Here is a 19,687-nt window from a genome sequence, read left to right as displayed (position 1 = left end):
GCTGGGTGCGGATGTTCCGGCGGCACCGTAGCCCGGCACCCGGGTCGGCAAAACAGGACACCGCGAAAGCTGTGTTCCATGCCGCCGCTGCGCCGGTCGGGCGATGCGCATGCCGTCCACTGACGGCATAACCAATCGACATGAGCGCCATGCGATGCAGCGCCGGGCAGCTCCTACAATCGTCCGGCTCACTCCCGACCATCCAACGGATTCCCATGCGCGCCATCCCCACGCTTGCCGCCACGCTTGTCCTGCTGGGAGGTTGCTCGCAGGGCGCCCAGTCGCCGCCTGCCGCACCGGTCGCGGCGACGCCGGCAGCGACTGCAGCCGCACACGACGCGCAGGCCGGCATCGCCTGGCGCAAGGGCGATGTCGACGACGCATTTGCCGAAGCGGTCGAATCCGGCAAGCCGGTCCTGCTGTATTGGGGCGCGGTGTGGTGCCCGCCCTGCAACAAGCTCAAGGCGACGCTGTTCCAGGAACCGGATTTCATCGCGCTGACCCGCAACTACATCCCGGTGTACCTGGATGGCGACCTGCCGGGCGCGCAGGCCTGGGGCGAGCGCTTCGGCGTCAAGGGCTATCCGACCCTGATCGTCCTGACCCCGGACAAGCGCGAGATCACGCGTTTGGCTGGCGGCAGCGACACCGACCGCATCACCGCCGCGCTCACGCTGGCGGTCGGGCGTCGCGCCTCGGTGGCTGACATCCTGCGCACGGCGCTGGCCCAGCCTGAAGCACTGCAGCCGGACGACTGGAAGCTGCTCAGCGACTACGGCTGGGAGGTCGATGCCAATCACCTCGCCGGTGCCGACGGCCCTGGTGCGGTGTTCACGGCGCTGGCCCGGCAAGCCCCGGACGAACCGCTGAAGCGGCGCTTCGAACTGCTGGCGCTGGCTGACGCATCCTCATCCAAGGATGCCGCGCGACCGAAGCCGAACCCGGCGCAGATCCGCAGCCTGCTGCAGGCCACGCTGTCCTCGCCGGAAGAAGTCCGTACCAACTTCGACCTGCTCAGTTACCGCGGCCCGGCGCTGGTGCAGCTGGCCAGTCCCGATGCGGGCGAGTTCGAGCAACTTGGCGCGCAGCTGATCGGCGCGCTGCAGGGCTCGCTCAAGGCGCGCGGCAACGATGTCGACGACCAGCTCGGCCTGCTCTACACCGAAATCCAGCTGCAGCGTGCGCAGCATCCGGACGCCGCGCTTCCCACCGCGTTGCTGGACAAGGTCAAGGCCAGCGTGGCCGCGGCCGATGCCGGATCAAAGACCCCTTACCAACGCCAGGCGACCATCAGCAACGCCGCCTCGCTGCTGGATGAAGCCGGCGATGCCGCCGGCGCCGAAGCCCTGCTCACCGCCGAACTCAGCCAGAGCCACACGCCGTATTACTACATGCCCGACCTGGCCGACCTGGCCGAGAAGCGCGGTGACACCAAGGCCGCCGTCGCGTGGCTGCGCAAGGCTTACGAGAGTTCCGAAGGTCCGGCCACGCGCGTGCAGTGGGGCGTGCTGTATGTGACCGGCCTGATCCGCCTGACGCCCAACGACGCCGCGGCCATCGAACAGGCCGCCTCGTCGGTCATCGGCGAACTCGACACCCAGGGCGCCGGCTATCACCAGCGCACCCAGCAACGGTTCGAGAGCCTGGGCAAGGCTTTGACGGCATGGAGCGATGCGCATCACGGCGCGAGCACGTTGGCCCAGCTGCAGACGCAGATGCAACGGCAGTGCGCCAGGCCAGAGGCTGCCGGCAGCGACCGGGCCGCATGCGAACACTGGCTGCGCAGCTGAGGTTCAAGCAGGGGATGCAGCGGCTGGAGACGCCAGGCGTCCAGCCGTATGCAGGTCGACGCGCCGTCAGAACGCCGGGACGACGGCGCCCTTGTACTTGGATTCGATGAAGGCTTTGACTTCCGGGCTGGTCAGCGCCTTTTCCAGTTTCAGCACGCGCGGATCGTCCTTCTCATCGGCGCGGCCCACCAGGAAATTCACGTACGGCGAGTCGCGGCTTTCGATCGCCAGGGCATCCTTGGTCGGGTCCAGGCCGGCATCCAGCGCGTAATTGGTGTTGATCAAGGCCAGGTCCACCTGGTCCAGCACGCGCGGCAGCATCGCCGAGTCCAGCTCACGGAACTTCAGCTGCTTGGGGTTGGAGGTGATGTCGCGCAACGTGGACAGCGGGTTGGACGCATCCTTCAGCGTGATCAGGCCCGCCTTGTCCAACAGGATCAGCGCGCGGCTGTTGTTGCTTGGATCATTGGGGATGACGACATCGGCGCCCTGGGGCAGGGCGTCCAGCGATTTGAAGCGCCGCGAGTACGCGCCGAAGGGTTCGATGTGGACGCCGACCAGGGTCACCAGCTGGGTGCCGCGGTCCTTGTTGTAGGCCGATAGGTAGGGCTCGGTCTGGAAGTAGTTCACGTCGATCTGCTTCTGGACGACCTGGTCGTTGGGCTGGACATAGTCGTTGAAGACCTTGATGTCCAGCTGGACGCCTTCCTTTTCCAGGATCGGCTTGACCACTTCCAGGATTTCCGCATGCGGCACGGCCGTGGCCGCCACGCTCAGGTGCGAGGAGCCGGACGCGGGCGCGCCACCACCACCGCAGGCAGACAGGCCGGCGGCCATCAGGAACAGGAGGGAGGTGCGTGGCTTCATGACGATTCCAGGGATTTAGCGATGGGAGTAGCGGGCGGCCATGCGCTCACCCACGAATTGAAACAGCTGCACCAGGATCAACAGCAGGACCACGGTCACCAGTGCCACGTCGGTATGCGAGCGCAGGTAGCCTTCGCGATAAGCCAGGTCGCCCAGGCCACCGGAACCGATCGCACCGCCCATGGCGGTGAAGCCGACCAGCGCGATCGCGGTCACCGTGGCGCCGCCGATCAGGCCGGGCGTGGCTTCCGGCAGCAGGACGCGGAACACCAGCTGCCGGGTGGTCGCGCCCATGGCCAGGCTGGCTTCCACCACGCCTTTGTCGATTTCGCTGAGCGCGCCTTCGACCAGGCGCGCATAGAACGGCGCCGCACCGACCACCAGCGGCAGGATCGCGCCGCGCACGCCCAGCGAGGTGCCCATGACCAGCAGCGTCAGCGGGATCATGCAGATCATCAGGATGATGAAAGGCACCGAGCGCAGCACGTTGATGACGAACGAGACGCCGCGGTTGACCCAGGGACGCGAGGTGGGCTGGCTGCTGCCGGTCAGGTACAGCGCCACGCCCAGCGGCAGGCCGACCGCCAGGGTCAGCGGCAGCGAGGCCGCCAGCATGATCAGCGTGTCGCGCGTGGCGGCCAGGATCTCGATCCACTTGCCCGCGTCAAGGTGCTGGAAAAAGCTCATGCGCCCACCTCCTCGACCCGGGCGCCAAGCGCGGCGAGCTGCTGCAAGGCGGCGTCGACCTGCTGGCCGGACACCTTCAGGACCAGCTGCGAATACGGCACGTCCTTGATCCGGTGCACCCGGCCCGACAGCACCGAGACATCGACGCCAGTGTGCTTGACGACTTCGCTGAGCAGCGGCTGGTCGACATCGGCACCCAGCACGGTGATCCGCACGATCCGGCCCGCGTGCGCAGTGGCGTTGCTGGCGATGCCTGCCTCGGGCGAAGGCTCGGACTCCTGCACGAACCGGCGCGTGGTCGGGTGCTGCGGATTCAGGAAGACCTCGCTCACCGGGCCGGTTTCCACGATGCGCCCCTGGTCCAGCACGGCCACCCGGTCGCAGATCCTGCGGATGACTTCCATCTCATGGGTGATCAGCACGATGGTCAGGCCAAGCTCGCGGTTGAGTTCGGCCAGCAGGTCCAGCACCGATGCCGTCGTCTGCGGGTCCAGTGCGCTGGTCGCCTCATCGCACAGCAGGATGCTCGGCTGCGTCGCCAGGGCACGCGCAATCCCCACGCGCTGCTTCTGTCCACCGGAGAGCTGCGCGGGAAAGGCATCGGCATGGCTCTCCAGGCCCACGCGGGCAAGCAGTTCGGACACGCGCGCCTTGATCTGTTGTTCCGGCAGGCCGGCGAGCCGCAGCGGAAACGCCACGTTGTCCCGCACGCGCTGCGACGACAGCAGGTTGAAATGCTGGAAGATCATGCCGATCCGGCGCCGCAGCACGCGCAGCGCGGTCGCATCGAGACGGCCGACTGCTTCGCCGTCCACCGTCACCGTGCCTGACGTCGCCGATTCCAGCCCGTTGATCAGGCGGATCAGCGAGGACTTCCCCGCGCCCGAATGACCGATGAAGCCGAAGACCTCACCGCGGCGGATGTCCAGACTGATCGAAGACAGCGCCGTGACGTCCCGCCTGGAGGTGCGGTAGATCTTGGAGACGTCCTGTAATTGAATCACGGCATTAGCAACCAGAAAGCGCGGGCCGGCGTGCGGCGTGGCACGCAATTATAGGGGCGCATCACCGGGTCAAGTGGCTGCCGGGTGGAGGGCGCGAAGCCTCACGCCGCCTTCGGCTCCGGCGTCTGCGCCCGCAGCAGCGCATACACCGCGTCGGTCTCCGGCCGCACCCCGTGCCAGATCTCGAAACTCTCGGCGGCCTGTTCGATCAGCATCCCCAGGCCATCGACGATGGTGCGCAGGCCGGCGGTACGGGCCCAGGCCAGGAACGGGATCGCGACCTCGCCGTAGTTCAGGTCCACCGCCGCGGTCAGGTCGTTGCACAGGGCGAACGGCAGCGACAGCGGCACGCCGTCGTCGCGGCCGGCGGACGTCGCGTTGATGACCAGTTCGAAGTCGCCGATGTTGGCCAGGTCTTCCCAGTAGCGGGTGTGGGCGCGTGCGGGTTCGCCCAGCACATCGGCCAGTGCGTCGGCCCGTTCCGGGTTGCGATTGACGATGACCAGCTCACGCACGCCGGCATCCAGCAGGGCCGGGGCGACCCCGCGCGCGGCGCCACCGGCGCCCAGCAGCAGGGTGCGGCGGCCGCGCAGGTCCAGGCCGTGGCGGCCGGTGAGGTCGCGGATCAGGCCGGCGCCATCAGTGTTGTCGCCGTACCACTGGGTCTCGTCCAGGCGCAGGGTGTTGACCGCGCCGGCCTTGCGGGCGCGCTCGCTCAGCGCTGTGCAGCGGGCGAAGGCGGCTTCCTTGTGCGGCACGGTGATGTTGGCGCCGCGGCCACCGCCGGCGACGAAGGCATCCAGCGCGGCATCCAGCGCTTCGGGTTCGACGTCGATGGCGCTGTAGGCCATCGCGATACCGGCCTGGCGGGCGAACGCGGCATGGATCTGCGGGGACGGCGACTTGGAAACGGAGCGGCCGAACAGGGCGTAGCGACTCATGTGGGAACTCGTGCGGAACCGAAGTGGCCTAGTGTCCCACGCCGCGCGTCGACGGCGCGGCATGCCGGCACCGGCTTTACGGGGTGGCGCGCGCGGCCACCCGGGCGGTACGCAGGAAGCCACAGGCCAGCAGGCAGATGCCCACCACCGCGACCACGCCCAGGCCCATGTGGACCATGCCGATCACCAGTTGCACCTGGCGCAGGCCGTCGCTGCCCTGGGCTAGGCTGTGCTGGATCAACGACATCTGGCCGACGCTGACCGCCAGCGCGCCAAGCTGGCTGGCCAGCATCAGCGCCGCACCCCAGCGTGCCAGGCCCCGGCCCGGCACCTGCGGGGCAACCAGCGCGATCACCAATGCGAAGGCGGTGGCGCAGACCATGGGCAGGCCGAGCAGTGCCTGTAGCGCCATCGCCGTATCCATCAGCGCTGGCGCAGCAGCTTGGCCGCGTCGAAGGCGAAGTAGGTCAGGATGCCGTCGGCACCGGCGCGCTTGAAGCCCAGTAGTGATTCCATCATCACCGCCTGCTCGTCCAGCCAGCCGTTGGCGGCCGCCGCCTTGAGCATCGCGTATTCGCCGCTGACCTGGTAGACGAAGGTCGGGCGCTTGAAGGTGTCCTTGGCCCGGCGCAGCACGTCCAGGTACGGCATGCCCGGCTTGACCATCACCATGTCCGCGCCTTCCTCCAGGTCCAGCGCGATCTCGTGCATGGCCTCGTCCAGGTTGGCCGGGTCCATCTGGTAGGTGAACTTGTTGCCCTTGCCCAGGTTGCCGGCGCTGCCGACCGCACTGCGGAACGGACCATAGAACGCCGAAGCGTACTTGGCCGAATACGCCATGATCCGGGTGTGGATGAAGCCGGCGCCTTCCAGTGCGCTGCGGATCGCGCCGATCCGGCCATCCATCATGTCGCTGGGCGAGAGGATGTCCACGCCGGCGGCGGCATGCGAGAGCGATTGCTTGACCAGCGCTTCGATGGTGTCGTCGTTGAGGATGTAGCCGGTGTCGTCGATCAGGCCGTCCTGGCCATGCGTGGTGTACGGGTCCAGCGCCTGGTCGGTCATCAGGCCCAGTTCGGGGAAGCGGCTTTTGAGCGCCCGCGCGGCGCGCTGGATGATGCCGTTCTCGTCCCAGGCCACGCGGCCGTCGGCGGTCTTGGCGGCCGGATCGGGCACGCCGAACAGATCGAGTACCGGGACGCCAAGTTCCAGTGCCTGTTCGCCCACGCGCAGCAGCTCATCGACCGACAGCCGCTCCACGCCCGGCATCGACGGCACCGGGATGCGGCCTTCGCCTTCGTGCACGAACACCGGCAGGATCAGGTCGTCGGTGGTCAGGGTGTTCTCGCGCATCAGGCGGCGCGAGAAATCGTCGTGGCGCATGCGGCGCGGACGCTGGGCGGGGTAAGACATCGAGGGGACTCCTGCTGAACCCGGCCATGATACGCCCGGCCTTGGCGCAGCCCCTTGCAACGGACGGTTTGGCGCTGACGTGTTCGCGGCCAGGTTCGCCTTGCGCGCATTGGCGCGGAGGCGCGGTTGCGTCGCCGTGGGAAAGCAGTGAAGGCATCCTCACGCCCGGATGCGGTGCCCGCAGGTAAGGGCGTGTCGGTGCGGATTCAGTGCGATTGGCCGATCATTCCGGGTCAAGATGGCGTCCTGCCATTTCGCTGCCACAGAAGGTGTGCCATGAACCTGCGTCCTGTCCTTGCCGCTGCGTTGCTGTTGTCGCTGGCCGCCTGCGCCGGCACGTCCAAGGTGATGTTGTCCGATGCCCGCCCGCCGGTGGACCCGGCCACGGTACGCATCTACACGGCGGTGCCACCGGGGTCCATCCAGATTGCCCAGCTCGATGCCAAAAGCGCGGTCGGTTTCGGCACCCAGGGCCAGACCGACGCGGTGGTCCGGCGGCTGAAGAACGAAGCCGCCAAGCTCGGCGCCAATGGCATCGTGCTGATCGGCGTGGGCGGCGGTGGCCGTTCGCCGGTGGGTGTGTCGGTCGGCGGAGGCACCTATGGCGGCCATGTCGGCGGCGGGATCGGCATCGGCATTCCGACCCAGCAGAAGCAGGGTGCGGGCGTGGCGATCTATGTGCCGCCGGGCGCCGAGCCTCCGGTCGACGATCAGCCGCAGGTGCAGCCGCCGCGCACGGAGTAGGGCGCGGCACGCGCGCCTTGTCGCCGTTGTGGAGGGAGAGAAGCCGCACCGCTGAAGCCGGACTCCATGACGCTCATCGCGCCGGCATCAGCGCCACGCCGCATGCGCGATGCTTGCGGTGTCAGGATTTCAGGCGGCGGGCCAGGAAGGCTTCGGTCAGGCGGTAACGGTAGTGCAGGTCGGTGCCCTGCAGGCCGTGCCGGGCGCCGGGGAAGGTCATCAGCTCGAACGGCGTGCCGGCGGCCTGCAGCGTGCTCATCAACCGCGTCGCATTGGAGAACAGCACGTTGTCGTCGGCCATGCCGTGCAGCAACAGCAGCGCATCGGGCGCGATGCCCGCCGCATGGGTGAATACACTGGCGTTGGCATAGCCGTCCGCGTTGGCCTGTGGATGGTCCATGTAACGCTCGGTGTAGTGGGTGTCGTACAGCGCCCAGTCGGTGACCGGTGCACCGGCGATGCCGCAGGCATAGACCTGCGGCGCCTGTCCCAGCAGCATCAACGTCATGTAGCCGCCATTGGACCAGCCGTACACGCCGATGCGCGTTGCATCGACCCATGGCTGACGCTTGAGGAAGTCCACTCCGGCCAGTTGATCGGCCACTTCCACGGTGCCCTGGCAGCCGTATAGCGCGCCGCCGAAGTCGCGCCCGCGCCGCGGCGTGCCGCGGTTGTCCACGCTGAAGACCACATAGCCCTGCTGTGCCAGGTACTGGTTGAACAGCGCATCGGCGCGGCCGGCCCAGCTGTCGGTGACGGTCTGCGCGGCCGGCCCACCGTAGACGTACACCACGACCGGATAGCGCTTGGTCGGGTCGAAGCCCGGTGGCGTGAGCAGGCTGTAGTGCAGCGGCGTGCTGCTGTCGGCGGCGATGAGCGTGCCGAATGCGAGCGGACGTTGCGCGTCCCTGTAAGGCGCGTATGGATGCGCGGGATCGTCCAAGTCATTGGCAATCAGGGTGGCGAGCCGTTCGCCATCGGCGCGGTGCAGGGTCAGCTGCGGTGGCACGGTCGTGCTGGACCAGCTGTCCACGTACACCTGCGCATCGCGCGCGAAGCTGGCGGCGTGCATGCCCGTGTCCCGCGACAGCTGGCGGATCGGGCCGCCGGCCAGTGGCACGGCGAATAGCTGCATCTGGCGCGGCGCCGGGAGGCCGTCGTCCAGCCCGGCGCTGAAGTACACCAGGCCGGCGGCCTGGTCGATGGCCAGCAGCGCATCCACCGGCCAGGCGCCCGATGTCAGCGCGGTCTGCGTGCGGCCGTCTTCGCTGCAGCGATACAGATGCAGGAAGCCGCTACGCTCGGAGGCCCACACAAAGCCTCCGTCCTCGAGGAAACGCAGCGCATCGTGCAGCGGCACCCAGGTCTTCGCATGTTCGGTCAGCAGCGTGTGCTGCACGTTGTCCTGCAGGCGATGTTCGATCAGTGCCAGCGTCTGCTGGTCGCGCGACTGGCGTTGGAAGGTCAGGTGTTGCGGATCACGCCAGTCCACCCTCGCCAGGTAAATGTCGGCCTCTTCGCCCAGTGTGATCCACTGCGTCGCGGCGCCGGCACGCGGGGCGATCACGCCCAGTCGCACCTGCACGTTGGGCTCGCCAGCGGCCGGGTAACGCTGTTCCACCACGACCGTGCGGTCGGCATGCACCTCGTGCCGCTGTTTCACTGGCACTCCGGATTCATCGATGCGCGCAAAGGCGATGGCCGAATCATCCGGCGCCCACCAGTAACCGGTGTGCCGGGCCATCTCTTCGTCGGCGACGAACTCGGCCACGCCGTTGCCGATCACCGCACTGCCATCGAAAGTCAGCTGCACCTGGGTGCCGTCGGCCAGGTCAATCACCCACAAGTTGCGCGCGCGGATGAAGCCGACAAAGCCGCCCGCGGGCGAAAGCTTGGCGTCGGTGGCGAAGCCTTCGCCATGGGTGAGTCGACGCACGGCATCGGCGCCGCTGCCGCCAAGATCGAACAGGTACAGCTCGCCGCCCAGCGGAAACAACAGGCGCTGCCCATCCGGTGAAAACTGGTAATCGACGATGCCGCGGTAGGCCGCGATGCGTTGGCGCTCGCGGCGCGCCTGTTCTTCCTGGCTCAGGGTTTCCTCGCCGGACAGCACGGCCGAGGCTTCCACCAGCAACCGATGCTGCGCGCTGGCCAGGTGGTACTCCCACAGGTCCAGCCGATAGCGCTCGTCGTCGCGGCCGCGCAGGTAAGCCACGCGCGTGCCGTCGGGCGACAGCGTCGGCTTCAGCAGCGTCGGTCCGCTCAGCGGCTTGTCGCCGGTGATGGCGTCGAGGGTCAAGGGCGTGGCGGGTAGTGGAGTGGGCATGCGTTGCGATGAAAGGGAGAGCTGGAGCAGGGTAAGCGGGCGCGGGTCAGCGGTCTCCTTGCGAAGCCGAGCTTGTTGCAATCCCCTTTTGGGGACTCGGCTGCTCTTCGAATAGATCGCAGGGAAGACCCAGCGGAGCAAGCTCCGCTCTACAGGTGGGGCCTCGGCGGATAGACGCTTACTTGGCCTGCTGGCCGAACATATGCCTGCGCTGCTCATCGGTCAGTGGCGCGCCCAGCGTCGGATTGACCTGCGATGCCAGGGCATAGGCCTTGACCGTGGCCGCACGCGCGCCGATCGCCTCGAACCAGCGCTGCACGTTGGGGAAGTCCACCAGATCCATCTGCTGCTTGGCGTGCGGCACGATCCACGGATAGGCGGCCATGTCGGCAATGGAATAATCGTCGCCGGTCAGGAAGGCGCGGCCTTCCAGGCGCTTGTCCAGCACGCCGTACAGGCGACGGGTTTCGTTGACGTAGCGGTCCATCGCGTAGGGGATCTTTTCCGGTGCGTACTGGTTGAAATGATGGTTCTGGCCCAGCATCGGTCCCAGTCCGCCGACCTGCCAGAACAGCCATTCCAGCGCTTCGATCCGCGCACGCGCATCGCCAGGCAGGAATCGCCCGGTCTTTTCCGCCAGGTACAGCAGGATCGCGCCGGATTCGAACACGCTGACCGCTGCGCCGCCATCGGCGGGGGCGTGGTCGACGATGGCCGGCATCTTGTTGTTGGGGGAAATGGCAAGGAAATCGGCGGCGAACTGGTCGCCCTTGCCGATATCGATCGGCTTGATCGTGTAGTCCAGCCCGGCTTCTTCCAGGAACAAGGTGATCTTGTGGCCGTTGGGCGTGGGCCAGTAATACAGGTCGATCATCGGGGGCTTTCCTTACAGTGCTGAAAGAAGCCGATGTTACGCGGGGCCTGCGCTTGGCAGTGTCCCGGCCCGTCGCTACGCTGCCGCGCCCACGTAATGGAGCGTTCCGCCCATGTCTCCGCAACCGCACCCCAAGCTCAACCCGATCGCCGGCCTGATCTTCGCCTCGCGCTGGCTGCAGCTGCCGCTGTACCTGGGGCTGATCCTGGCGCAGTGCGTCTACGTGTTCCTGTTCGCCAAGGAGCTCTACCACCTCATCCACGAGGCACCGAGCATGGGCGAGCAGCAGATCATGCTGATCGTGCTGGGCCTGATCGACGTGGTGATGATCTCCAACCTGCTGGTGATGGTGATCGTGGGCGGCTACGAGACCTTCGTCTCGCGCCTGGGACTGGAGAACCATCCCGACCAGCCGGAGTGGCTCAGCCACGTCAACGCCAGCGTGCTCAAGGTGAAGCTGGCGATGGCCATCATCGGCATCTCCTCGATCCACCTGCTCAAGACCTTCATCGCGGCCGGCGCGCTGGGTGGCCTGCCGTTCTGTTCGCCGGACATGCTGGCCCAGGCGGCGAGCAGCATCGGCGCCAATGCGACCTGCTCCACCCTGACCCGCGACGGCGTGCTGTGGCAGACCATCATCCACTGCGTCTTCATCCTGTCGGCGATCGGTATCGCCTGGACCGACCGCCTGATGAATGCCCCGCATCCTGCCCGAGGGGATCGTCCGGCCAGCCACTGACGGGCGCGCGGCCGCCAACGACCGGCCGCAGGAATTTGGTGGCGGGGTTGGCAAGCATCGGCACACATCTGTAAACGTTGTCATACGTGCATCCAGACATGCTCTGGATGGCGTGTGGCTGCGCACTGTTTTTGCTGCATGGCAGCACTCAAAAGCCCTTTCCCTACGGGCTTTAAGCGTTTCGGCCATGGTGCTGCGGTGCGGCGTGACAGCGCTGTCACTGGATGACACAAATCCGCCCCGCTGGTGGCGGGCTGTGTTCGCTTCCGGCGCCAAACAGCCACCGTGACGCTGCGAATTCCCTGGGGAGGGCCGTTCCATGAAGCATCCCAACACCGTGCCGCAAAAGCGGCTGCTTGTTTCCGCAATGCTGCTTGCGCTGTCCGCGCCAGTGGTTGCGCAGACCACGACCGAGCCCCAGGAGCAGCCGATCGATCCGGCTGCACAAGCGGTACCTGGCAATGCCGGCACGCCGACCGATCTGGACGCGGTCCAGGTCAAGGGCATCCGCGCCAGCATGATCTCGTCAGCCAACCTGAAGCGTGATTCGCAGGGTGTGGTCGACGGCATCGTGGCCGAGGACATCGGCAAGTTCCCGGACACCAACCTGGCCGAGTCGCTGCAGCGCATCTCCGGCGTGTCGATCGATCGAAGCAATGGCGAAGGCTCCAAGGTCACCGTGCGCGGCGTCGGCCCGGACTTCAACCTGGTGCTGCTCAACGGCCGGCAGATGCCGACCTCCACCGGCGGCCGCGCGTTTGAATTCTCCGACCTGGCCTCCGAGTCGATCTCCGCGGTCGAGGTCTACAAGACCAGCCGCGCCAGCACGCCGGTCGGCGGCATCGGCGCCACGATCAACATCAAGACCGCGCGTCCGCTGGACAACCCGGGCTTCCACGCCAGCGCTGGCGTCAAGGGCGTGGTGGACACGTCCGACGACGACCTGCCGGGCAAGTACAAGGGCGATTCGGTCACGCCGGAAATCTCCGGCATCTTCAGCAACACCTGGGCCGACAACCGCTTCGGTATTTCGTTGAGCGCGAGCCGCCAGGAGCGCGAGTCGGGTTCGGCCTCGGCCTTCGTCGCGCCGGGCAATGGCTGGCAGCCCTACATCGACACGCTGCAGCCCGACGGCATTCCGCGCAACTCCAACCTGCAGCCGGATGGCTCGCCGGCGGTCACCAACCGGCCGGGCGCCAACGATGTCTATTCGATGCCGCAGAGCCTGGGCTACGCGATCAACTCGGTGCACCGCCAACGCACCAATGGCCAGCTGGCCTTCCAGTTCGCGCCGACCGACAACCTGACCGCGACCCTGGATTACACCTATTCGGAAAACAAGATCCAGTCGTTGCGCAACGACATGTCGGTGTGGATGAACATGACGCCCGACCAGAGCGCCTGGACGCCGGGTTCGGGGTCGTCGCCGCTGGAATACCACGAGTCCTACACCTGCACGCCCAGGACCTACAGCACCGGTGCCACCGATCCGGGTTGCTCGGACTTTGCGATGGCCGCGCAGAAGACCGCGGTCGTGCACGAGAACAAGTCGCTGGGTTTCAACGTGGAGTGGCAGGTCAATGATTCCTTCAGCCTGAACTTCGATTACCACGACTCCAGCGCCGAATCGCGCCCGGACAGCCCGTATGGCACCAGCAACAGCATGTCCACCGCGGGCTTCTTCCGCCAGGGCGCCGGCCTTGATTTCAGCGGTGACTTCCCGGTCCTGACCCTGGAACTCCCGCCGGGCATGACCGAGATCGATCCGTCGATGATGCAGGCGACCGGCTCGGTGTTCCGCAATGACTATCAAAAGGCCACGATCAAGCAGTTCCAGGTCGGCGGCCAGTTCCAGTTCGAGGACTATTCCAAGCTGAACTTCGGTGTGTCCAGCACCGATTACAAGAACCGCTCGGCCTTCACCAACGTGCAGCTCGATACCTGGGGCGGCAACGTGCCCGAAGGTCCGGCGGCCTATCCGGACGAAGCCTTCCCGATTGCACACATGGGTGACTTCTTCGATATCCCCGGTTCCAGCAATCCCAACTTCACGGACGCGTTCTTCCTGTTCGACTTCGAGACGATGCGTCAGCTTGCGGCCAATGCGCGCACGGCGGCAGGGTTGGGCGTGCCGGAGGACTACCTGGCCTCGACCGATTACAGCGGCGCGACGGTCCAGGGAACCTCGGCCAGCCGCACCGTCGGCGACAGTCGTGTGCGCGAGAAATCGCGCAGCGCCTTCGTTGAGTGGAGCAATACCTTCGATCTGGCGATGCCGCTGAGCGTGAATATCGGCATGCGTTACGAAGACACCGAAGTGACGGCCAACGCACTGCAGCCGGCGCCCGTTGCGGTCAACTGGGCTTCGGAAAATGAATTCAACCTTGTGTATGAAGGTTCTCAGTTCAATACGCGCAGCGGCGAATACAAGTACTGGCTGCCAAGCCTGGACCTGGCGCTCGATCTGAATGATGCGATGAAGCTGCGCTTCAGTGCCGGCAAGACCATCGGTCGACCGAACTGGAGCGACCTCAATGCCGCGCAGAGCTTCGGCAGCCCGGCCCGGTTCGATGGCGGTGGTGGCAGCTCCGGCAACCCCGGGCTGAAGCCGCTGGTGTCGAGGAATTTTGACCTGTCCTATGAGTGGTATTACGCCGAAGGCAGCTACCTGTCGGTTGGCTATTTCTACAAGAAGATCGATAACTTCATCGCCAGCCAGACGGTGCGCGAAACCCCGCTTCCCGGCCTGACCACGCCTGCGGGTGGCGCCTACTGGAACGAGGCCATCGGGACCGGTGGCTGCGCTGCCAGCAACCGGGTCTGCATCCGCAACTACATCTTCGCCAATTACGATGGGCAACCCAGGCGTCAATGCGGCCACGGGCAGCATCGTTGGACAGCCCGGCGACCCGTCGCTGGAGTTCAACATTTCCCGTCCGGTCAACAACCGCTCGGACAAGCTCGATGGATGGGAGTTCAACATCCAGCACGTGTTCGGGGAAAGCGGCTTCGGTCTGTCGGCCAACTACACCAAGGTCGATTCGGGCCTGACCTACAACAACGGCGTGCTGGGAACGCAGTTCGCGCTGACAGGTCTGAGTGATTCGGCCAACTTCGTGGTCTTCTACGACAAGGGGCCATGGCAGGCGCGTGCGGCGTACAACTGGCGCGACGAATTCCTCAATGCGTTGACTGACGGAAAGGGCTCCAACCCGTTGTATACCGAGGCCTATGGCCAGCTCGACTTGAACGTCAGCTACCAGGTCACCGAGAACCTGACCCTGTCGGTGGAAGGCATCAACGTCACCGACGAAACCGCTCGCGTACACGGCCGGAATTCGCATCAGGTGTATACGCTGGATCAGTTCGGGCCACGCTACATGTTCGGCGCGCGCTACAGGTTCTGAGCGCTGCCCGCACGGGAAGTTGCGCACGGGCCACTGGAATTCCAGTGGCCCTTCGCGTTGTCACGGACACCGGTGTCGGAGCGGGAGAGGAACCGTGGAGCAGGCCATCCGTCATGTCGTGATCGTGGGTGGTGGTTCGGCCGGCTGGCTGACCGCAGGTCTGATCGCAGCCGAGCATCGCGATCGTGCAGGTCCTAGCCTGGACGTCACGGTGCTCGAATCTCCGGACGTGCCGGCGATCGGCGTGGGCGAGGCCGATTTCGTCCGTGCGTGCGATGCGACCTTCAAGCAGGGTTCGCAGTTCGTCGGCTGGGTCGATGGCAGCGCGCAGGATCGCTACACCCATCCTTTCTCCCTGCCCAGGGGTTACGGCGATACCCAGCTGGCGGTGGGCTGGAACGCGCGCGGCCACGCTTCGTTTGCCCACCTGGCCAGCGTCCAGCCGCATCTATGCGATGCCGGACGTGGCCCCAAGCAGTTCGCCACGCCCGAATACGCGGCGGTGGCCAACTATGCCTATCACCTGGACGCGACCGCGCTGGGCGGTTTCCTGCGCCAGCACTGCGTGGGCACGCTCGGCGTACGCCACGTCGTGGGCCACATGGACGCGGTGATGAGCCACGACAACGGCGACATCGCCGCGCTCCAGGTTCGTGGGCAGGACGCGCTGGCCGGTGACCTGTTCGTCGACTGCACCGGCCTGCGCGCGCTGTTGCTGGGCCAGCACTACGGGATCGCGCCGGTTCGCGTCGATGACACGCTGTTCAACGACCGCGCGCTGGCGTTGCAGGTGGCCTACGCCGATCCCAACGGCCCCATCGCCTGCCAGACCATCTCCACCGCGCAGCGTGCGGGCTGGATCTGGGACATCGGCCTGTCCGCGCGTCGCGGCGTCGGCCATGTCTACGCCAGCACCTACACCAGCGACGACCAGGCCGAAGACGACCTGCGGCGTTATATCGAGGCCAGCGGTGGCCCGGCCGCCGCCAGCCTGCCGGCGGCACGGCGCATCGATCTCAATCCCGGCTATCGCGCCACGCCCTGGCATCGCAATTGCGTGGCCGTGGGCCTGGCCAGCGGGTTCGTCGAGCCACTGGAAGCCTCCTCGCTGGTCCTGGTCGAACTGGCGGCCGCGCGCCTGGCCGACGAGATGCCGGCCAACCGCGCCGACATGGCGCTGCTGGCCGCACGCTTCAACGAAAGCTTCGCCTATCGCTGGCAGCGGGTGATCGAATTCCTCAAGCTGCATTACGCGCTCAGCCACCGCCAGACGCCGTACTGGCAGGCGCATCGGCGCGAAGAGACGATCCCGCAGCGCCTGCGCGAGCTGCTGCAGCTGTGGCAGCACCAGCCGCCCTCGCGCAGCGACTTTCCGCGCAGCGAAGAGATCTTTCCGTCCGCCAGCTGGCAATACATCCTCTACGGCATGGGCGCGCGCCCGCAGCCGCGCCCGGCGCGCTTGGCCGAAAGTCTTCTGGCTGCCGAAGCCTGTTTCGCCGAAAGTGCGGCATCGACCCAGCGCATGCTGCCGGCACTGCCCGCGCACCGCGCGCTGGTGGAGCACATCAAGGCCCACGGCCTGCCCCGTCTCTGATCCAGGACCTCCCGATGCCGCGTCACGCCCTGCTCAACAACATCGACCATCGCGACCTGCGCGTCAGCACCCGGCGTGGCGCCGGCCTGGGCGACGAGGTGATGTCGGTGGTGACCTTCCCGGGCGAGTTCCGTGCGCTGCAGGCGTATTACCCGATCGTGTTCCAGAAGGACGGACAGGGCGTCTTCCACCCGCTGGCGCTGCTTGGGCTGCAGCCGGGACAGAACGTGTTCCTGCGCGGCGACGGCTGGGATGCGCATTACCTGCCACTGGCAATCGAGCGCCAGCCGTTCGCGATCGGCCACGATGCGCAGGGCGAGCCGCTGCTGCACGTGGACCTGGATCATCCGCGGATCGATCCGGCCGGCGAGCCGCTGTTCCTCGAACATGGCGGCCATACACCATTGCTGCAGCACATCGCCTCGGTACTGCGCACGTTGCACGAAGGGCTGGCCGGCAATGCTGCCTTCATCGACGCACTGCTTGCGCATGCGCTGCTGGAATCCTTCGTGCTGGACATCAAGCTTTCCGGTGGGCAGAGCGGGCGCCTGACCGGCTGCTACACCATCCACGAGGAACGGTTACGTGCGTTGGACGCCGTCGCGCTGCACGCGCTGTCGCAGGCGGGGTATCTGGAGCCGATCTTCATGGCGGTGGCCTCGATGGCGCACCTGCGGGATCTGATCGGCCGCATGGAGCACGCGCATGCCGTCGCTGGCTGACGCCGCGCCGATCGAGGAGCGTCATGGCCTGGCGCCAGACGCGCTGGATCCGGCGCTGCTGGCCGCGGGCCGTCCGCTGGTACTGCGTGGGCTGGTCAGGGATTGGCCGATGGCGCGGGCCGGTGCGGTGTCCGCACAGGCCGCGGTGGACTATCTACGGCGCTTCGCCCGGCCCGATCCGGTCGTGGCCTCGGTCGCCGCGCCGGAATCGGGCGGCCGTTTCTTCTACACGCAGGACCAGCAGGGCTTCAATTTCCGCCAGGAGCGGGTGCCGCTTCCGGTGGTGCTGGACACCTTGCTGAAATACCTGGAACAGGCCACGCCACCGGCGATCTACGTGGGCTCCACCACCATCGATACCTGGCTGCCCGGCTTCCGCGCGGAGAACGATCTTGATCTCGGCGCACACACGCCACTGGCCAGCATCTGGATCGGCAATCGCACCCGCATCGCGGCGCACCAGGACGTGCCCGACAACATTGCCTGCGTGGTCGCGGGCCGGCGCAGGGTGACGCTGTTTCCGCCCGACCAGTTGCGCAACCTGTATATCGGCCCGCTGGACCGCACGCCGGCCGGGCAGGCGGTGAGCCTGGTGGATTTCGCCGCGCCCGACCTGCAGCAGCATCCGCGTTTCGCGCAGGCACTGCAGCACGCGCAGGTGGCCGTGCTGGAGCCGGGTGACGCCGTGCTGATTCCCTCGCTGTGGTGGCATCACATGGAAGGGCTGGCGCCGTTCAACATCCTGGTGAACTACTGGTGGCGGCAGTCGCCGGCCTACATGGATTCGCCGATGAACGCGCTGATGCTGGCGCTGTTGAGCGTGCGCGACCTGCCCGCGCACGAGCGCGAACACTGGCGCGAGGTGTTCCGTCATTACGTGTTCGATGCCGACGCCGGCACCGCCGCGCACATCGCGGCCGAGGCCCGTGGTGCGCTGGCGCCGATGGATGAAACCCGCGCGCGCGAACTGCGCGCACGCCTGCTACAGCGCTTGAATCGCTGACGCCCCAAGAGGAAGCAGTTGCATGACAGACAGTCCGCAGACAACGCCGATCCGGCGCGTCGTGATCGCCGGTGGTGGCACCGCCGGCTGGATGGCCGCGGCCGCCATCTCGCGCGTGCTTGGCAAGGTCGTGCAGGTCACGCTGGTCGAGTCCGAGGAGATCGGCACGGTCGGCGTCGGCGAAGCGACGATTCCCTCACTGGCCACGTTCCACCGGCTGCTGGACATCGACGAGCGCCAGTTCATGGCCGCCACCCAAGGCACCATCAAGCTGGGGATCTCGTTTGAGAACTGGCGCACGCGGCAGCACCGCTACATCCATTCCTTTGGCGCCACCGGCAAGGACCATTGGAGCGCGGGCTTCCAGCATTTCTGGCTGAAGGGGCGCGAGCGCGGCCTGGCCGGCAGCTACGACGACTACTGCATCGAATTGAAAGCGGCTTTGGCCGACCGCTTCGCGCACGTGCCTGGCCATCACATGAACTATGCCTACCACCTGGATGCGAGCTACTACGCGCGCTTCCTGCGGGCCTTGAGCGAGGCGCATGGCTGCCGGCGCGTGGAAGGCAGGATCGTCGAGGTGCTGACCGACGCTGCCAGCGGCAACATCGCCGCGCTGCGCCTGGAACGCGGCGACGTGATCGAAGGCGATCTGTTCATCGACTGCACCGGCTTCCGCGCGCTGCTGATCGGGCAGACGCTGGGCGTGGGATTCGAGGACTGGTCGCACTGGCTGCTCAACGACCGCGCCATCGCCATGCAGACCACGGCGGTGCGCGATGCGGTGCCGTATACGCGTGCGATTGCCGGCAAGGCGGGCTGGCAATGGCGGATTCCGCTGCAGCACCGGGTCGGCAACGGCATCGTGTATTCCAGCAAGCACATGAGCGACGACCAGGCCAAGGCCGAGTTCCTGGCCAGCGTCGAGGGCGAGGTGATCAAGGACCCATGGCCGGTGCGCTTCCGCCCCGGGCGTCGGCTGAAATGCTGGGAGAAGAACTGCGTGGCGCTGGGCCTGGCGGGCAGCTTCATCGAGCCGCTGGAATCGACCACCATCCACCTGATCCAGCGCGGCATCGTCAACCTGATGCGGTCCTTCCCGCAGGTCATCACCCAGGTGGCCGTCGACGAGTACAACGCTCAGCTCAACGACGAGCTGCAGCATGTGCGCGATTTCGTGGTGCTGCATTACCACGCCACCGAACGGCGCGACACGCCGTACTGGGAATATGTGGCCAACATGGAACTGCCGGCGACGCTGCAGCATCGCATCGACCTGTTCCGCGAAACCGGCACTGTCTTCCACGTCCCCGGCGAGCTGTTCGCCGAGAACTCCTGGATCCAGGTGATGCTGGGCCAGGGCATCACCCCGCGGCATCGCCATCCGGCGCCGGACCTGATGGGGGACGCGGAACTGCGGCAGTTCCTCGACGGGATTGGCAAACGCGTGTCGGACGTCGTTGAAAAACTGCCCGCACACATGGAGTATCTGCGCCGCTACTGCCCGGCCGTGCCGCCGGCATTGGCCGGGGCAGGCGCCTGATGCGCCTGCTCGGCAGATCTCCAACGGAAGGAA

15 protein-coding genes and 1 pseudogene are annotated in these 19,687 nt (G+C 66.7%); 8 read left to right on the top strand and 8 right to left on the bottom strand.

Annotation, left to right across the window (positions count from 1 at the left end):
* Window positions 1-215 precede the first annotated feature (215 nt).
* The gene (locus tag O8I58_RS11080; RefSeq protein ID WP_298315702.1) at window positions 216-1,790 is read left to right on the top strand and encodes a thioredoxin family protein; all 1,575 of its coding nucleotides are present in this window, start codon (window positions 216-218) and stop codon (window positions 1,788-1,790) included.
* A gap of 66 nt (window positions 1,791-1,856) precedes the next feature.
* Here O8I58_RS11080 and O8I58_RS11075 read toward each other — a convergent pair whose 3' ends face one another.
* From O8I58_RS11075 to hemB, 6 genes are all read right to left on the bottom strand, one after another.
* A complete protein-coding gene (locus tag O8I58_RS11075; protein ID WP_298315699.1) occupies window positions 1,857-2,657 on the bottom strand; it encodes a MetQ/NlpA family ABC transporter substrate-binding protein in 801 nt (266 codons plus the stop codon).
* A 15-nt stretch (window positions 2,658-2,672) separates the two neighbouring features.
* Entirely contained in the window at window positions 2,673-3,344 is a 672-nt protein-coding gene (locus O8I58_RS11070) for a methionine ABC transporter permease (protein WP_298315696.1), read from the bottom strand.
* Entirely contained in the window at window positions 3,341-4,288 is a 948-nt protein-coding gene (locus tag O8I58_RS11065; RefSeq protein ID WP_298322911.1) for a methionine ABC transporter ATP-binding protein, read from the bottom strand. Before O8I58_RS11065 ends, O8I58_RS11070 begins: the two co-directional genes overlap by 4 nt.
* Before the next feature lie 161 nt (window positions 4,289-4,449).
* The gene (gene aroE, locus O8I58_RS11060; RefSeq protein ID WP_298315693.1) at window positions 4,450-5,289 is read right to left on the bottom strand and encodes a shikimate dehydrogenase; all 840 of its coding nucleotides are present in this window, start codon (window positions 5,287-5,289) and stop codon (window positions 4,450-4,452) included.
* Between the two features lie 76 nt (window positions 5,290-5,365).
* Entirely contained in the window at window positions 5,366-5,701 is a 336-nt protein-coding gene (locus O8I58_RS11055; protein ID WP_298315690.1) for a hypothetical protein, read from the bottom strand.
* Between the two features lie 11 nt (window positions 5,702-5,712).
* Window positions 5,713-6,702: a porphobilinogen synthase gene (gene hemB, locus O8I58_RS11050; protein WP_298315687.1), complete on the bottom strand. Its 990-nt coding sequence runs from the start codon at window positions 6,700-6,702 to the stop codon at window positions 5,713-5,715.
* Between the two features lie 276 nt (window positions 6,703-6,978).
* On the opposite strand from hemB, the gene O8I58_RS11045 reads away from it, so the two are divergent.
* A complete protein-coding gene (locus tag O8I58_RS11045; protein WP_298315685.1) occupies window positions 6,979-7,446 on the top strand; it encodes a hypothetical protein in 468 nt (155 codons plus the stop codon).
* A 121-nt stretch (window positions 7,447-7,567) separates the two neighbouring features.
* Here O8I58_RS11045 and O8I58_RS11040 read toward each other — a convergent pair whose 3' ends face one another.
* Window positions 7,568-9,772: a S9 family peptidase gene (locus O8I58_RS11040; RefSeq protein WP_298315683.1), complete on the bottom strand. Its 2,205-nt coding sequence runs from the start codon at window positions 9,770-9,772 to the stop codon at window positions 7,568-7,570.
* A gap of 178 nt (window positions 9,773-9,950) precedes the next feature.
* Window positions 9,951-10,646: a glutathione binding-like protein gene (locus tag O8I58_RS11035; RefSeq protein WP_298315681.1), complete on the bottom strand. Its 696-nt coding sequence runs from the start codon at window positions 10,644-10,646 to the stop codon at window positions 9,951-9,953.
* A 112-nt stretch (window positions 10,647-10,758) separates the two neighbouring features.
* On the opposite strand from O8I58_RS11035, the gene O8I58_RS11030 reads away from it, so the two are divergent.
* The 6 genes and pseudogenes from O8I58_RS11030 (at window position 10,759) to O8I58_RS11005 (ending at window position 19,654) form a co-directional block, all read left to right on the top strand.
* A complete protein-coding gene (locus tag O8I58_RS11030; RefSeq protein ID WP_298315678.1) occupies window positions 10,759-11,385 on the top strand; it encodes a TIGR00645 family protein in 627 nt (208 codons plus the stop codon).
* A 319-nt stretch (window positions 11,386-11,704) separates the two neighbouring features.
* Window positions 11,705-14,792, top strand: a pseudogene (locus O8I58_RS11025) (TonB-dependent receptor).
* A gap of 94 nt (window positions 14,793-14,886) precedes the next feature.
* A complete protein-coding gene (locus O8I58_RS11020) occupies window positions 14,887-16,386 on the top strand; it encodes a tryptophan 7-halogenase (RefSeq protein WP_298315675.1) in 1,500 nt (499 codons plus the stop codon).
* A 14-nt stretch (window positions 16,387-16,400) separates the two neighbouring features.
* The gene (locus O8I58_RS11015; protein ID WP_298315672.1) at window positions 16,401-17,108 is read left to right on the top strand and encodes a SapC family protein; all 708 of its coding nucleotides are present in this window, start codon (window positions 16,401-16,403) and stop codon (window positions 17,106-17,108) included.
* On the top strand, window positions 17,092-18,111 hold the full coding sequence (locus O8I58_RS11010) for a cupin-like domain-containing protein (protein WP_298315669.1): 1,020 nt from the start codon (window positions 17,092-17,094) through the stop codon (window positions 18,109-18,111). Before O8I58_RS11015 ends, O8I58_RS11010 begins: the two co-directional genes overlap by 17 nt.
* Window positions 18,112-18,133: 22 nt before the next feature.
* Window positions 18,134-19,654: a tryptophan halogenase family protein gene (locus O8I58_RS11005; protein WP_298315667.1), complete on the top strand. Its 1,521-nt coding sequence runs from the start codon at window positions 18,134-18,136 to the stop codon at window positions 19,652-19,654.
* Window positions 19,655-19,687 lie beyond the last annotated feature (33 nt).

The sequence above is a fragment of the Pseudoxanthomonas sp. genome, from assembly GCF_027498035.1.
Classification (GTDB): Bacteria; Pseudomonadota; Gammaproteobacteria; order Xanthomonadales; family Xanthomonadaceae; genus Pseudoxanthomonas_A.
Note: the sequence above shows the minus strand (reverse complement) of the source record. Positions and strands in the feature narration are given on the sequence as shown.